Genomic DNA, 14,412 nt, shown 5'->3' with positions numbered 1-14,412 from the left:
GACACTTACCCGCGATGAACACCTTGTTGACGGACCGGCCGACCGGAACCAGCTGGCCGGCGCTGACTGAAGAACTGCAGGTACGCGGCAGCGCCGTGCTGCCGCAGCTGCTGAGCCCTGCCCAGTGTGCGGCAACCGCCGGGCTTTACCGGCAAGGCGCGCTGTTTCGCAGCCGCGTCGTGATGGCGCGGCACGGTTTTGGCCAGGGCGAATACCAGTACTTCAGCTACCCGCTGCCGACGCTGGTTCGGCAACTGCGTAGCACGCTGTACCCGCGGCTGGTGGACGTGGCCAACCGCTGGAACGAAGCCATGGGCATCGCCGTGCGCTACCCGCCGGAGCATGCGCAATTCCTGGCGCGTTGCCACGCGGCCGGCCAGACGCGGCCCACGCCCTTGCTGCTGCAGTACGCCGAGGGTGACTACAACTGCCTGCACCAGGACCTGTACGGTGACCATGTGTTTCCGTTGCAGGTGGCGGTGCTGCTGTCGCGGCCGGGGGAGGATTTCACCGGCGGGGAGTTTGTGCTGACCGAGCAGCGCCCGCGCATGCAGTCCCGGCCCGAGGTGGTGCCGCTCAGCCAGGGCGACGCCGTGGTGTTTGCCGTGCACCACCGGCCGGTGCAGGGCAGCAGGGGTTTTTACCGGGTCACCATGCGCCACGGCGTCAGCACGGTACGCTCGGGCCATCGCCACACGCTGGGTGTGATTTTTCATGATGCGCAGTGACGCCGTAACGCCAACACGCCGTAGCATGGGCGAAAACCGCAGGACAGCACCTTGAGTACCGCCGATCTTTTTGACGAGTTGCCGGTGACGGTGTCGCGTGAAACGCTGGCACCCGGTGCCGTGTTGCTGCGCGGTTTTGCACGCGAGGAGGGCGCAGCCCTGCAACAAGCCATCGCCGACGTCACCCGCCAGTTGCCGTTTCGCCATCTGGTCACGCCGGGGGGCTACACCATGTCGGTGGCCATGAGCAATTGCGGCGCGCTGGGCTGGGTGTCGGACCGCAGCGGCTACCGCTACGACGCGCTGGACCCGCTGTCGGGCCGGCCCTGGCCCGCCATGCCCGCGATTTTGCGCAAGCTGGCCGTGCGCGCGGCAGTGCCGGCCGGGTTTGCCCACTTCGAACCCGACGCTTGCCTTGTCAACCGTTACGAGCCGGGTGCTAGGCTGTCTCTGCACCAGGACCGGGACGAGCAGGATTTCTCCGCCCCCATCGTCTCGGTGTCGCTGGGCCTGCCCGCTGTGTTCCTGTTCGGCACGCCCAGTCGCAAGGACCGGCCGCAGCGCCATCGGCTGCAACATGGTGATGTGGTGGTCTGGGGCGGGCCGGCGCGGCTGGCCTTTCATGGCGTGGCACCACTGGCGGATGGCGAACACGCGCTGCTGGGCCGCCAGCGCATCAACCTGACGTTTCGCCGCGCGCGCTGACAGCGGATCAAGACCTTGATCAGGGAGGCCGGGCATGTGCCAACGTTTACCCATGAAATGGCTGCTTTGGCTGGCCGCGCTTTTGGGCACCATGCCCCTTGGCGCCCAGGACGCGGCGGAGCGCCGCAACTGGTTCAAGGACCCCTTCTTCCAGATCGCCGCCCAGGCGCCGCGCTGCCCGGTGCCGCTGGGCCCTTACCTGACCGCGGCAGAGCAGCGTGCCGAAGCGCATTACCGGGCCGAGCGCGGCACCAGCTGCTGGCTGGCCGGCCGATGCGCACGCTCCAACGCCTATGCCTACGACCAGGACATCGCCCGGGCCCTCCAGGCCCGCGTGGGAGCGCTCAAGCCCCTCACCGGCAGCAGCCTGTGGGTGACGGTGCAGCGGCGCATGGTGTTCATTGAAGGCTGTGTCCCCGACCGGCGCCGCGTGGCAGCGCTGCAGGCCTGGGCGACAGCGGTGCCCGACGTGGAGCAGGTGCTGGTCAATGTGTCGACCCGACCCAAGGCACCGGCGCCCTACAGGACGCTCACGTCGCCCTGAGCTCCGGCAGCACCGACCACTCCGGCTCTTCAAACTCGCCGATCACGGTGACGTCGCAGTGTCGGGCGTGTTTGTCGAGAATGGCGCGCACGGTGGCGTCGCGGCGGTCGTCCTTGGCATCGCGGTGCGCCTTGGACTCCCAGGTGGCAATCGCCAGCAGGGTGTCGGGCGAGCCGATCTTGCGGTGCAGGTAAGTGCCACGCGCGCCTGGCGTGCGCTGGATGATTTCACTGGCGCTGATCCAGGCGGCGGCATACTCATCCACCGTGTAGCCGGGCTTCATGCGAACTTCGAAAATGAACTTCATGGAACAGTCCTCCGGGAAACGGTGACACAGTTCGGTAGTCCGCGTGCAGGCCCGGCCTACTTCTTCATCTCTTTTTCCAGCGCCAGGCGGAACGCCTCGAGCTTGGCATGGTAGTCGGCGGCTTCGCCGTAAGCCAGAAACCGCTCATAGCGCGAGTGGGAACTGAGCAGCTGGCGCGCGTGTTTGATGGGGCAGAAATACTGCTCGGTCCGTGCCACGATTTCGGCGGCGTAAGCGATCAGCCCGTTGGCGTAGGAGCAGTAGGTGCAGTGAAAACGCTCGAACGCGTTAAGGTAGGCCAGGTGCCGGCGGTCCAGGGCGAAGTAGTCGGCCCGCGGCACCTTGGCAATCTTGTAGATCGGGAAGCAGCTGGCCTGGTAGAACGTGACGCAGAGATCAAGCACAACCAGCGGCACGATCAGGCTGTAGATGATGGGCCCGGTCAGGAAATTCTGCGGGCGGTCCGTCACGATCCAACGCCACAGGCTGCGTTTCAATTTGCGGTGGGTCTCGCGGATCGAGCCCTCGAACTCGACCCGTTTGCCCTTGAAATGGTAAAGAAGCTGCGTTTCCTGCTCACGCAGTGCGGCGCGCAACTCATCTTCCAGCGTGGTGATCTGGCCGAGCAGCTCTTTGATGTTGGGGTTCACGGTTTTCTTCCAGTAGTGGGCCGGTGCACAAGTGGCGATGGCAAACCATTATTGATGGTTTCCCGGGCGGAAAGCCATCGCTGCCTCCGGTTGCTGGTTTGTCCTCACGCCGCGCAATGTCAAGCCGTCTTCGCATAATGGTTGAGTCCCTTTATGGGTCCCGCCAGTCTGACCAATTTTCAGGAGAACCCCATGGCTCACTACCGGATCGCCGTTGTCGTCGGCAGCCTTCGCAAGGATTCGTTCAACAAAAAACTCGCGCTGGCGCTGGAAAAACTGTTCCCGGCAGATTTCAGTTTCACCCATGTGCGCATCGACGACCTGCCACTCTACAACCAGGACGACGACGGCAATCCTTCACCGCAGGTGACGCGCCTCAAGGGCGAGATCACGGCGGCCCAGGGGCTGTTGTTCGTCACACCCGAATACAACCGCTCGATCCCCGGCGTCCTGAAAAACGCGATTGACCATGCCTCCCGCCCCTATGGCAAAAGCGTCTGGAATGGCAAGCCCGCGGGTGTGCTGGGCGCTTCCGGCGGCCCGATTGGCACGGCGCTGGCGCAGCAGCACCTGCGCAACATCCTGGCCTACCTCAACGTGCCCACCCTGGGCCAGCCCGAAGCCTTCATCCAGAACAAGGAGGGGCTGTACGACGCGGCCGGCAACATCGGCGAGGCCAGCCTGGCGTTTTTGCAGGGTTGGGTCAACACCTATGTGGACTGGGTCAAAAAACACGCCTGACCTTCTGTCGTCTGCAAAGAAAAAAGCCCGCAATGCGGGCTTTTTTCATGGGGGTAGCGCAGGCCTGACGGCCTTGCGCCCGCCAGGTTCAGGCGGCGAGGGCGGCCTGCGCTTCGTTGGCGGCCTTGGCCTGTGTCGCAATGTCAGCGGTGGCGGCAGCCAGGGCTGCGGCCTTGGCCGCGTCGCCCATGGCCAGGCCTTCGGCGCGCACAAAACGCACGTCGGTGATGCCGAAGAAGCCGAACACGGTCTTCAGGTAGCTTTCCTGGTGCTCCATCGCATTGCCAGCGTCGCTGGTCGAATAGACGCCGCCGCGGGTGGAGGCCACGATCACGGTCTTGCCACCGGCCAGGCCAACCGGGCCCTTGTCGGTGTAGGTGAAGGTGCGGCCGACCTGGGCCACGCGGTCAATCCAGGCCTTGAGCTGGCTGGGGATGGTGAAGTTGTACAGAGGCGCGCCCACCACAATCACGTTGGCGGCGAGGAACTGGGTCACCAGCGCTTCGGACACTGCGTTTTCGCGCTTTTGTGCGTCGCTCAGGTCGCTGCCGGCGGGCATGCGAAAACCCAGGGACTCGGCCGACAGGTGGCTGGGGGTGTCCACGGCCAAGTCAAGGTAGCTGACTTCGGTGGCCGGGTGGCCGGCGCGCCAAGAGTCGACGATCTGGGCGGTCAGTTGGCGTGACACGGAGTTGCCGCCGAGGATGCTGGAGTCGATGTGCAGAAGCTTGGTCATGATGGGTTCCTTGAGGATGAATCGGGGGATGGATCGGTTGTTGGCCGTATTCACCATGAATCGCAGCCATGGATAGATTGTGCGGATGAATCCATTCATTGATAAGATGGCAAAAATGCGATACATCGTCCTGTTTATAGGACGATCGACGCGAAAACCCCGGCCAACTCCGGGGTGACACATCAACCAACCGGGAACCGGGAGCCGCCCATGCAGGACCTGAACGACATGCTGTATTTCGCCGAGGTGGCTGAGCGCGGCGGCTTTGCGGCGGCGGGCCGGGCGCTGGGCCTGCCCAAATCGCGGCTCTCGCGCCGGGTGGCCGAGCTGGAGGCCCAGCTTGGCGTGCGGCTGCTGCAACGCACCACGCGCAAGCTGTCGCTGACCGAGGCGGGCGAGCTCTACCTGCGCCACTGCGTGGCCATGCGCGACGAAGCCCTGGCCGCCGGCGAGGCCGTGGCGCAGATGCAGAGCGAGCCACGCGGGACGCTGCGCATCAGTTGCCCGGTGACCCTGGCGCAGGGCACGCTGGGCTACCTGATTCCGCAGTTCCTGGCCCAGCACCCGCATGTGAAGCTCGACATGCGGGTGACCAACCGGGTGGTGGACCTGGTGGAGGAGGGCATGGACGTGGCGCTGCGGGTGCGCCCCACGCTGGACGACAGCGGCAGCCTGGTCGTCAAGCAGCTGGGGGCCTCCTGCAGCTATTTGCTGGCCAGCCCCGAACTGCTCAGGCGGCAGGGTGCGCCGGCCACGCCCGACGACCTGAAAACCCTCGACACAGTCGCGATGTCGGCCACCGACGGGCGCAGCGCCTGGGAACTGCTGGGCCCGCAGGGGCAGGAGTTTGTGTTGCAGCACCAGCCGCGTTATGTGGCCGATGACCTGCAGACGCTCAAGCTGGCGGTGCTGGCGGGCACCGGCATGAGCTTTTTGCCCGAGATGTTGTGCACGGCCGAGTTGCAGGCCAGGCTGCTGGTGCCAGTGCTGCCCGGCTGGGCTTTGCGGCCGGGCATGGTGCATGCGGTGTTTCCCTCGCGCCGGGGCCAGGTGCCGGCCGTGCGCAGTTTTCTGGATTTTCTGGGCGAGCACCTGAAAGCCGAGGAGATGGTTTAGGGGGTTGCTCTTGTTTTGATAGCTGCTTGCGTAGAAAGAACAAGCGCTGAGGGCTGATTTGATGCATCGGTCCGGGCAACCGGCAAGAGATGCGGTCCACGCGGAAGGCCATCTCGGGCAAAACGCGAACAAGGCCAAGCTGCATCGGTTATATCGTTATGCGGCATAAATTTAAAACGATATATTCTTTTGAGTTTTAAGCCGGACTCCCCAAAATGCATTTTTGAACATGCATTGACAGGAGTTCTCATGACAACCTCGCAACCCCCCAGCGCCCGGCTTGTCCATTAACGATTGGTCAGGCAAGTGCGTTTCATCATCGTTCCCGGCTGGCGCGACTCCGGCCCCGGCCACTGGCAAAGCCTGTGGGCCGAACGTCTGGACGACGCCGTGCGCGTGCAGCAGGACGACTGGATCACGCCCAGCCGCCAGGCGTGGGTGGCCTCGATAGCCCGCACCATCCTGCTGCAAACTGAACCGGTCGTCATCGTGGCGCACAGCCTGGGCTGCATTGCCACCACGCACCTGCCGGCCGATGCCGCAGCGCGCATCCAGGGCGCCTTGCTGGTGGCCCCGGCCGACCCGGAGCGCCGCTCCATCCTGAGCGACTTTGCGCCCGTGCCCGCCCGCAAGCTGCCTTACCGCAGCGTGCTGGTGGCCAGCAGCAACGACCCGTATTGTCCGGTGCGCCTGGCGGGCGCCTATGCGCGGGCCTGGGGCAGCGAGTTCGTGCGCATCCAGAACGGCGGCCACATCAACATCGAATCGGGTCACGGCGAATGGCCGCTGGGCGCAGCCCTGCTGCAGTCGCTGGCCGGTGACGTGGATGTCGCTTCCCGCCTTCATTCACCTACTTCCTCTTCGTCCTCTTCGTCCTCTTCTTCATCTTCTTCATCTTCTTCATCTTCCTCCCAATCTGCTTCTCTGGAAACTGTATGACCACCAAACTCAAACTCAAACTCAAACTCGTTCTTGCTTCCCTCGCCCTGGCCACTGGTGGCCTGGCTTCGGCCCAGACCCTGCTCAACGGCTCGTACGACGTGGCGCGCGAGTTCTACAAGGACTACAACGCGGCCTTCATCGCCCATTACAAGAAGACCACCGGCAAGGACATCAAGGTCGACCAGTCGCACGCCGGCTCCAGCGCGGTGGCGCGTTCCGTGGCCGACGGCCTGGACGCTGACGTGGTGACCATGAACACCACCACCGACATCGAGTTCCTGGCCGAGAAGGGCCTGGTGGCCAAGGACTGGACCAAACGGTTCCCCAACGACGCGTCGCCCACCACCTCCACCATGGTGTTCCTGGTGCGCAACGGCAACCCCAAGGGCATCAAGGACTGGGCTGACCTCGTCAAGCCCGGCGTGCAGGTGATTGTGGTCAACCCCAAGACCGGCGGCAACGGCCGCATGGCCTACCTGGCGGCTTGGGGCTCGGTGCGCAAACAAGGCGGCAGCGATGCGCAGGCGGCGGAGTTTGTCGGCAAGCTCTACAAAAACGTGCCCATCCTGGCCAAGGGCGGCCGCGACGCGACGTCCATCTTCCTGCAACGCAACACCGGCGATGTGCTGATCACGTTTGAATCCGAGGTGTTGTCGGTGAACCGCGAGTTCGGCGAGGGCAAGGTCGATGCGGTTTACCCCTCGTCCAGCATCGTGGCTGAAAACCCGGTCGCCGTGGTGGAGCGCACCGTGGCCAAGAAGGGCACGGGCGAACTCGCCAAGGCCTACCTGAACTATCTGTACTCCGACGAAGGCCAGGAGATCGCCGCCAAACATGCGATTCGCCCGCGTTCGCCGGCCATTCTCAAAAAATACTCGAACGTCTTCAAGCCGATCCAGCAGTTCACGGTGAAAGACTACTTCGGCTCGCTCGGTGAAGCGCAAAAGGTCCACTTCAACGACGGCGGCCAGTTCGACAAGCTCTACACCGTCAAGTAATCCATGACTGCTGCGACCCTTTCTGCGGCGCCGCTGGCTGCGGCGCCGGTCCGGCGTGCCTCGAAAAAGGTGCTGCCGGGCTTCGGCCTCACGCTGGGCTACACGCTGTTTTATCTCAGCATCATCGTGCTGATCCCGCTGTCGGCGCTGCTGTTCAAGACCTTTTCGCTGTCCTGGGAGCAGTTTGTGACGGCGGTGACTTCGCCGCGGGTGATGGCGTCCTACCGCCTGACTTTTGGCGCCTCGCTGTTCGCCGCGCTGTTCAACCTGGTGTTCGGCCTGCTGCTGGCCTGGGTGCTGGTGCGCTACAAATTTCCAGGCAAAAAAATCGTCGATGCGCTGGTGGACTTGCCGTTTGCGCTGCCGACCGCGGTGGCCGGCATCTCGCTGACGGCCATCCTGGCCGGCAACGGCTGGATCGGCCAGTACCTCGAACCGCTGGGCATCAAGCTGGCCTTCACGCCGGCCGGTGTGGTGATTGCGCTGATCTTCATCGGCCTGCCGTTCGTGGTGCGCACGGTGCAGCCGGTGCTGGAAGACGCCGAGAAAGAACTCGAAGAAGCCGCGACCTCGCTGGGCGCGACACGCCTGCAGATTTTCACGCGAGTGATCCTGCCGCACATCACGCCGGCGCTGCTGACCGGTTTTGCCATGGCTTTTGCGCGCGCCATCGGTGAATACGGCTCGGTGATTTTCATCGCCGGCAACATGCCCATGATTTCCGAGATCACGCCGCTGATCATCATCGGCAAGCTCGAGCAGTACGACTACGCCGGCGCCACCGCCGTGGCCGTGGTGATGCTGGTGATTTCCTTTGTGCTGCTGCTGGTCATCAACGGCCTGCAAGCCTGGCAGCGGCGCAACGCGGGAGCCCCCGCATGAGTGCAAACCTCCAAAACAAGGCCAAGGCCCGAGCGGGCACCACGGAGTCGCCGTGGGTGCGCTACACCCTGATCACCGTCGCGCTGCTGTTTGTCGTGCTGTTCCTGGTGCTGCCGCTGGCCGCCGTGTTCACCGAGGCCTTGCGCAAGGGCTTTGGCGCCTACCTGGCCGCCTTGAAGGAGCCCGACGCCTGGTCCGCCATCGAACTCACGCTGATTGCCGCGGCGATTGCCGTGCCGCTGAACCTGGTGTTCGGCGTGTCAGCTGCCTGGGCCATCGCCAAGTACGAGTTCCGCGGCAAGTCCTTTCTGACAACCCTGGTGGACCTGCCGTTTTCGGTGTCGCCCGTGGTGGCGGGGCTGATGTATGTGCTTGTCTTCGGCGCCCAGGGCTGGTTCGGCCCCTGGCTGGCGGCCAACGATATGAAGGTGATTTTTGCGGTACCCGGCATCGTGCTGGCCACGGTCTTCGTGACCTTTCCCTTCATCGCGCGCGAGCTGATCCCGCTGATGCAGGCCCAGGGCAGCGACGAGGAGCAGGCCGCCATCGTGCTGGGCGCGACCGGCTGGCAGACCTTCTGGCATGTGACCCTGCCCAACATCAAATGGGGCCTGCTCTACGGCGTGATTTTGACCAACGCGCGCGCCATGGGCGAGTTCGGCGCGGTGTCGGTGGTGTCCGGCCACATCCGCGGGCAGACCAACACCTTGCCGCTGCATGTGGAAATTCTCTACAACGAGTACCAGTCGGTCGCCGCTTTTGCGGTGGCTTCGCTGCTGGCGCTGCTGGCCCTGGTCACCTTGCTCATCAAGTCGGTGGCCGAGTGGCGTGCCGAGCAGGAGCAAAAAGCCGCGGCCGACCTGCCGCTCGAGCGGCCTCCGGCAGCGGTCACCGCCGTGTCCTGATCAAAAGAAACGAGAACCCTCATGAGTATTGAAATCCGCAACATCAGCAAACACTTCGGCAACTTCCAGGCGCTCGGCGACGTGAGCCTGGACATTGCCTCGGGCGAACTGGTCGCCTTGCTGGGCCCTTCGGGCTGCGGCAAGACCACCTTGCTGCGCATCATCGCCGGGCTCGAAACCGCCGACCAGGGCAGCATTTTATTCAGCGGTGAAGACACGACCGACGTGCATGTGCGCGAGCGCCAGGTCGGGTTTGTCTTCCAGCATTACGCGCTGTTTCGCCACATGACGGTGTTTGAAAACGTCGCCTTCGGCCTGCGTGTCAAGCCGCGTGGCATGCGCCCGAGCGACGCCGACATCAAGAAAAAAGTGCATGAACTGCTGGGCCTGGTGCAGCTCGACTGGCTGGCTGATCGTTTTCCGTCGCAGCTCTCTGGCGGGCAGCGCCAGCGCATCGCACTGGCACGCGCGCTGGCGGTCGAGCCCAAGGTGCTGCTGCTCGACGAACCCTTCGGCGCGCTCGACGCCAAGGTGAGGAAAGAGCTGCGCCGCTGGCTGCGCCGCCTGCATGACGACCTGCATGTCACCAGCATTTTTGTCACGCACGACCAGGAAGAGGCGCTCGAAGTGGCCGACCGCGTGGTGCTGATGAACCAGGGCAAGGTCGAGCAGATCGGCTCGCCGCAGCAGGTCTGGGACCACCCGGCCAGCCCGTTTGTGTACGGCTTTCTCGGCGACGTCAATTTGTTCCACGGCCGCGCGCACGAAGGCAAGATCCAGCTCGAAGGCATGCGCCTGGATTCGCCCGAACACAGCAGCGCGCAAAACGCGAAAGCTTTCGCCTATGTGCGCCCGCACGACTTCGACGTGCAGCGTTATTCGCCGGGTGCCGAAGGCATTGCCGCCCAGCTCAGCCGCGCCATCGTGATCGGCCCCATCGCCCGGCTGGAACTGACACCGTCCGAAGACAGCGGCCAGGCCGATCCGCTGATCGAAGTGCAGATTCCTTCCCAGCAATACCGCGACATGGGGCTGCGTGAGGGCGAGCTGCTGGTGGTGACACCGCGCAACGCACGGGTGTTTGTGGAGGAGGGGGCGGGGATTTGAGGGCGCCCCCGGTTTAACCAGCGGCTCGTTTGCGCGCGGCCGGCTGTGGAGTTGCACTGGCTTCTTGCGCATAGGTCTCTACATACGCGTCAATCAGCTTGCGAAGCATGCGTTGGTACTGGGTGTTGTGTTTTGCAGCTTCGGCCTTGAAGAAATCCACGCTCTTCTTGCTCAACGCAAGCGTGACCTTCACGCCTTCTTCCCGAAACGCGAGCTGATCGGGCGGCGGGAGAAAGTCCCGCACGACTTTGGCCTCAAAAGGTTCGTTGGTGTATTTAATTTTCGCGCTCATAAATTGCCTTTCCCTTGCGCCAGTAACCGGCGCCAAAAATCCGGATGGCGCCATCGCGCCAGGTAAACCGGACGGTGAGAATTCCGCCGTTGACCTCGCCAAAACAGAAGTAACGCGTCTCGGTGGTGCTGTGGTCCAGGTCTTCGGCAATGACCCGACAGACATCAGCAAACGCATGTTGAGCCAGGGAAAACGGCACGCCGTGCTTCTTCTGGTTCTCCGCGTCCTTGTTCGCATCCCACTCAAACCGGGTTTGGGTCATCGCAACATCCTAGCAGAGAAAAATACTTTTAACCATATTTAAATATGGCTAAAAGTACTGCCTTCGCGGTTATTCGTTGTCAGGTATTCCCGAAAATACCTCGAACGCTTTCCATGAGCGGTGGATAGCCAAGACCGTCCATGGAATTCATCCCCCGGGAACTTATCTCCTTCAAAGCGCCCGAACCATCGGACAATCCGTACATCGATCGAAAAAAGGGACCGTGATGTTGTTGAGCTATTTCGAAACCGCGCCGCGCCGTGTGCTGGCCTTGGTCTCTGCCGTCTGTGTGGCCATGCTGGCGTTTGGCCTGTACCTGCAGCATGTCGTCGGCCTGGAGCCTTGCCCCATGTGCATCGTGCAGCGTTATGCGCTGGTGCTGGTGGCGGTGGTGACGGGGGTCACTGCTTTTGCGCGTGGCAAAGGGCTGCTCATGACGGGTTCGGCGGTGACGCTGCTGGTGGCCGGTTTCGGGGCTTTTGTCGCCGCGCGCCAGAGTTTCCTGCAGTGGTACCCGCCCGAAGTTGCTTCGTGCGGGCGCGACTTTTACGGAATGATCGAGACCTTTCCGCTGCAGCGCGTGATCCCGATGATTTTCAAAGGCAGCGGCGACTGCACCAAGATCGACTGGACTTTTCTGGGCCTGTCGATTGCCAACTGGTCGTTTCTCTGTTTTGCCGGCATCTCGCTGCTGATGCTGGCGCTGCTGGTGGTTCAGGGGCGCGGGGCAAAACCGGCACGTCGCTGAACCTGAGGTTCAGAGCGGCAGCGACGCTACCCGCGCCGGCACCAGCACAATTTCAATGCTGCCGCCCGGGTTGTGGCTCTTGAGTCGCAATTCGTCGTGGTTCAGGGTCAGGATGTCGGTTAGGTACTCCTGCGCTTCCTCGATCATCGTGAGCTTGCCGTTTTTGTAGGTCCAGGCACCGAAAGCGGCCTTGCTGTTGGGCGAGGTGATCACCAGCGTGCCGTCCGACAAAAACGCGTACAGCGTGCCGGGCGCGACCCCGGTGGACAGGCTGACTTCCCAGACCTTGTTGATGAAACCCGGCTTCACGTTGGCGGGGTAAGTCCTGGGCGTGTGGGCCAGGTCGACGGGTTCGGGCTCTTTCGAGCAGGCCGCGACCAGCAAAAACACAGCCAGGCAGAAGGCCCGCCGCAGTGAATCTTTCATCGTGGGTGACTCCAAAAGAAAGTCCAAAAGAAACGATTTTCCCCTGAGGCCGGAAAAGGTGTAATACTGTACATATAAACAGTATTCTATGTCTTTTCTCCCATGGTTTCACTTTCTCCTGTCGCAACCTCGTCGCCCTGGCCGCCCGGCCTGGCGCAGCACGCCGACGTCTGGCGCGCCGCCGAGCTCGGTAGCCACAGCCTGCCGGCCCTGGACACCGGGTATGCGGCGCTGAACCAGGTGTTGCCCGGTGGCGGCTGGCCACAGGGCGCGCTGGTGGAGATGCTGCAACCGCAGGCCGGCCTGCACGAGTGGGGTTTGCTGGCGCCGGCGCTGGCCGCCGTGCAGGCCGCGGCGCCCGCCAAACTGGTGGTGCTGGTAGGCGCGCCCTGTTTGCCGTTCGGCCCGGCGCTGGGCGCGCGCCAGCTCAACATGCAGCGCGTGCTCTGCGTGCACAGCCAGGGGCCGGCGCTGCTGTGGGCCACCCGCGAAGCCCTGCAGTGTGCCGACGTGGCCGCCGTGCTGGCCTGGCTGCCCGATGCGCGCAGCGCCCATTTGCGCCGCCTGCAGATGGCCGCGCAGGCGCACAGCCAGCTGTTGTTTGTGTTCCGGCCGCTGCGTGCGCAGCTCGAGTCTTCACCCGCGCCGCTGCGCCTGCTGCTCGAAGGTGCGGCGGCCGAACAGGGAAACCTGCGCGTGCATGTGCTCAAGCGGCGCGGCCCGCCGCTGGCCGCGCCGCTGCTGCTGGCCACGCGGCCGGCGCGCTTGGCGGCCTTGCTGGCGGCCAGCCGAGAACGCGTGCGCCGGCGCCGGGAAGAGGCAGGCGGACTCGTGCCCCGGCTGCAGCCGGCCCCGGCCGCTGTTTCCGCCGCATCAGGAGAGGTTCATGCCTTGCTGGATCGCATTGCAAACATCCCTCACCACTGAAGCGGGGCCGGCGCTGCTGGACGAGGCCGCGTTGCAGCGCACCGTGGCCAGCCTGGCGCTGGGCTTCACGCCGCGCGTGGCGCTGGTGGATGAGGCCGTGCTGCTGGACGTGACCGGCAGCCTGCGCCTGTTTGGCGGGCTGGCGCGGCTGATGCAACTGCTGGAGCAGCGTTTGATCCAATTTTTTGAATCAAATCGGGCTGTACCCCTTATACGGCGGGCGCAAGGCGCTACATCCTTGATAGCGCTGGGGCGCTTGCGCCATGCGGCCGGCGGGGCAACGCCGGCGCGTGCGCGGGTGGCCGACCTGCCCATGCACACCCTCACCGCGGCGCGCCCGCACCTGGGCGTGCTCGAGCGCATTGGCTGCCGCAGCTGGGACGACCTGTTGCGCCTGCCGCGCGACGGCGTGGCCCGGCGTTTCGGCGCGGAGCTGCTCGAAGCGCTGGACCGCGCGCGTGGCAGCCTGCCCGACAACCATGTGTGGCTGGTGCTGCCCGAACACTTCGAGGAAAAAATCGAGCTCAACGCACTGGTCACCCACGGCCCGGCGCTGATGGCCGGGGCCGAACGCCTGCTGGCCAGCCTGCATGCCTGGCTGCTGGGGCGGCAAAGCGGCATCTGCGCGCTCCGGCTCACCTGGCACCTGGACAAGCGCCGCGACGTGGCGCCCACCGGCGAGATGGAAGTCCGCACCGCCCAGCCTGCACAGGACCTGCGCCACGTGACGCGCCTGATCGCCGAACACCTGGCGCAGCAACAGCTGCCGGCGCCGGTGCATGCCTTGAGCCTGCGTTCGCTGGTCACTGAGCCACTGGTGGACGCGGCCGCCGCCACCACCAGCCTGCTGCTGGAGGCGCGCCAGCAGGGCGACAGCGCGGTGGAACTGATCGAACGCCTGAGCGCCCGCCTGGGGCCGGCGCAGGTGTTGGCCTGGCAGCCCTGCGCCGACCATCGGCCCGAGCAGATGCAGCGCTGGGTCAACGCCAAGTGTGCTATGCAATCAATAGCTGGAAGCGCCCGTCAGACAAGGGCCAGAGGCCAAAAAAGCTTGAAAAAATCGGAAGAGGCAGCCAGAGCCGACGCCCTCTACCCGAGCTGGCTGCTGCCCGAACCGCTGCGGCTGGCGGCGGTGGGCGACAGCCCGGTGTACCAGGGGCCGCTGCTGCGGCTGGCCGGCCCGCAGCGGCTGGAGGCCAGCGGCTGGCTGATGACCGGTGACGCGGCCGGCGACGGCCCCGGCGTGCGCAGCAAGCCCGCGGCGATCCGCGACTACTTCATTTACCGCAGCCAGCAGGCCGGCCTGCTGTGGATTTTCAGCGAACGTTTGCCGGTGCCGCAGCCGGAGCACGCGCAGCGGCGCGCCTGGTACCTGCACGGGTTTTTTGCCTGAGGG

General features: G+C 64.4%; 19 protein-coding genes. 13 read left to right on the top strand and 6 right to left on the bottom strand.

What is annotated here, in order from left to right; genetic code table 11:
- Positions 1-14 precede the first annotated feature (14 nt).
- The 3 genes from B7G53_RS06295 to B7G53_RS06285 are packed head-to-tail and all read left to right on the top strand — an operon-like array spanning position 15 to position 1,977.
- Positions 15-728, top strand: a complete 714-nt coding sequence (locus B7G53_RS06295; RefSeq protein WP_096665222.1) for a 2OG-Fe(II) oxygenase — start codon at positions 15-17, stop codon at positions 726-728.
- A 51-nt stretch (positions 729-779) separates the two neighbouring features.
- On the top strand, positions 780-1,433 hold the full coding sequence (gene alkB, locus B7G53_RS06290) for a DNA oxidative demethylase AlkB (RefSeq protein WP_096665219.1): 654 nt from the start codon (positions 780-782) through the stop codon (positions 1,431-1,433).
- A 52-nt stretch (positions 1,434-1,485) separates the two neighbouring features.
- Positions 1,486-1,977 carry a BON domain-containing protein gene (locus B7G53_RS06285; RefSeq protein ID WP_096665216.1) on the top strand — a complete coding sequence of 164 codons (492 nt, stop codon included), beginning with the start codon at positions 1,486-1,488 and terminating at the stop codon, positions 1,975-1,977.
- On the opposite strand, the gene B7G53_RS06280 is transcribed toward B7G53_RS06285, so the two are convergent.
- Both B7G53_RS06280 and B7G53_RS06275 read right to left on the bottom strand, forming a co-directional pair.
- Positions 1,964-2,284, bottom strand: coding sequence for an antibiotic biosynthesis monooxygenase family protein (locus B7G53_RS06280; protein ID WP_096665213.1), 321 nt, complete (start codon positions 2,282-2,284; stop codon positions 1,964-1,966). The genes B7G53_RS06285 and B7G53_RS06280 overlap by 14 nt on opposite strands.
- Before the next feature lie 56 nt (positions 2,285-2,340).
- Positions 2,341-2,934, bottom strand: a complete 594-nt coding sequence (locus B7G53_RS06275; protein ID WP_096665210.1) for a hypothetical protein — start codon at positions 2,932-2,934, stop codon at positions 2,341-2,343.
- Positions 2,935-3,126: 192 nt separating this feature from the next.
- Between B7G53_RS06275 and B7G53_RS06270 the strand changes: the two genes are divergently transcribed.
- Positions 3,127-3,675, top strand: coding sequence for an NADPH-dependent FMN reductase (locus B7G53_RS06270; protein ID WP_096665582.1), 549 nt, complete (start codon positions 3,127-3,129; stop codon positions 3,673-3,675).
- Positions 3,676-3,763: 88 nt separating this feature from the next.
- On the opposite strand, the gene B7G53_RS06265 is transcribed toward B7G53_RS06270, so the two are convergent.
- Positions 3,764-4,411: an FMN-dependent NADH-azoreductase gene (locus tag B7G53_RS06265; protein WP_096665579.1), complete on the bottom strand. Its 648-nt coding sequence runs from the start codon at positions 4,409-4,411 to the stop codon at positions 3,764-3,766.
- 210 nt (positions 4,412-4,621) lie between these two features.
- On the opposite strand from B7G53_RS06265, the gene B7G53_RS06260 reads away from it, so the two are divergent.
- The 6 genes from B7G53_RS06260 to B7G53_RS06235 all read left to right on the top strand — a co-directional run bounded on the left by B7G53_RS06260 (position 4,622) and on the right by B7G53_RS06235 (position 10,361).
- On the top strand, positions 4,622-5,527 hold the full coding sequence (locus B7G53_RS06260; RefSeq protein WP_096665207.1) for a LysR family transcriptional regulator: 906 nt from the start codon (positions 4,622-4,624) through the stop codon (positions 5,525-5,527).
- A 306-nt stretch (positions 5,528-5,833) separates the two neighbouring features.
- Positions 5,834-6,466, top strand: a complete 633-nt coding sequence (locus B7G53_RS06255; protein ID WP_096665204.1) for an RBBP9/YdeN family alpha/beta hydrolase — start codon at positions 5,834-5,836, stop codon at positions 6,464-6,466.
- A complete protein-coding gene (locus B7G53_RS06250; protein ID WP_096665201.1) occupies positions 6,463-7,467 on the top strand; it encodes a sulfate ABC transporter substrate-binding protein in 1,005 nt (334 codons plus the stop codon). The genes B7G53_RS06255 and B7G53_RS06250 overlap by 4 nt, the downstream gene beginning before the upstream one ends.
- A gap of 3 nt (positions 7,468-7,470) precedes the next feature.
- Entirely contained in the window at positions 7,471-8,349 is an 879-nt protein-coding gene (gene cysT, locus B7G53_RS06245; protein ID WP_096665198.1) for a sulfate ABC transporter permease subunit CysT, read from the top strand.
- On the top strand, positions 8,346-9,254 hold the full coding sequence (cysW, locus tag B7G53_RS06240) for a sulfate ABC transporter permease subunit CysW (protein WP_096665195.1): 909 nt from the start codon (positions 8,346-8,348) through the stop codon (positions 9,252-9,254). Before cysT ends, cysW begins: the two co-directional genes overlap by 4 nt.
- 21 nt (positions 9,255-9,275) lie before the next feature.
- The gene (locus B7G53_RS06235) at positions 9,276-10,361 is read left to right on the top strand and encodes a sulfate/molybdate ABC transporter ATP-binding protein (protein WP_096665192.1); all 1,086 of its coding nucleotides are present in this window, start codon (positions 9,276-9,278) and stop codon (positions 10,359-10,361) included.
- Between the two features lie 13 nt (positions 10,362-10,374).
- Here the strand turns inward: B7G53_RS06235 and B7G53_RS06230 are convergent, their stop codons facing one another.
- Entirely contained in the window at positions 10,375-10,653 is a 279-nt protein-coding gene (locus tag B7G53_RS06230; RefSeq protein WP_096665189.1) for a hypothetical protein, read from the bottom strand.
- A complete protein-coding gene (locus B7G53_RS06225; RefSeq protein WP_096665186.1) occupies positions 10,637-10,915 on the bottom strand; it encodes a BrnT family toxin in 279 nt (92 codons plus the stop codon). Before B7G53_RS06225 ends, B7G53_RS06230 begins: the two co-directional genes overlap by 17 nt.
- 226 nt (positions 10,916-11,141) lie before the next feature.
- On the opposite strand from B7G53_RS06225, the gene B7G53_RS06220 reads away from it, so the two are divergent.
- Entirely contained in the window at positions 11,142-11,663 is a 522-nt protein-coding gene (locus tag B7G53_RS06220) for a disulfide bond formation protein B (RefSeq protein WP_096665183.1), read from the top strand.
- Positions 11,664-11,672: 9 nt separating this feature from the next.
- Here B7G53_RS06220 and B7G53_RS06215 read toward each other — a convergent pair whose 3' ends face one another.
- Complete coding sequence (locus B7G53_RS06215; protein WP_096665180.1) at positions 11,673-12,089, bottom strand: hypothetical protein; 417 nt, start codon at positions 12,087-12,089, stop codon at positions 11,673-11,675.
- A gap of 102 nt (positions 12,090-12,191) precedes the next feature.
- Here B7G53_RS06215 and imuA point away from each other — a divergent pair, with 102 nt between their 5' ends.
- On the top strand, positions 12,192-13,016 hold the full coding sequence (imuA, locus tag B7G53_RS06210; protein WP_096665177.1) for a translesion DNA synthesis-associated protein ImuA: 825 nt from the start codon (positions 12,192-12,194) through the stop codon (positions 13,014-13,016).
- Positions 12,976-14,409, top strand: a complete 1,434-nt coding sequence (locus B7G53_RS06205; RefSeq protein ID WP_096665172.1) for a Y-family DNA polymerase — start codon at positions 12,976-12,978, stop codon at positions 14,407-14,409. Before imuA ends, B7G53_RS06205 begins: the two co-directional genes overlap by 41 nt.
- The last annotated feature ends 3 nt before the right edge of the window (positions 14,410-14,412 follow it).

This window comes from Polaromonas sp. AET17H-212 (assembly GCF_002379085.1).
GTDB lineage: Bacteria > Pseudomonadota > Gammaproteobacteria > Burkholderiales > Burkholderiaceae_C > Polaromonas.
Note: the sequence above shows the minus strand (reverse complement) of the source record. Positions and strands in the feature narration are given on the sequence as shown.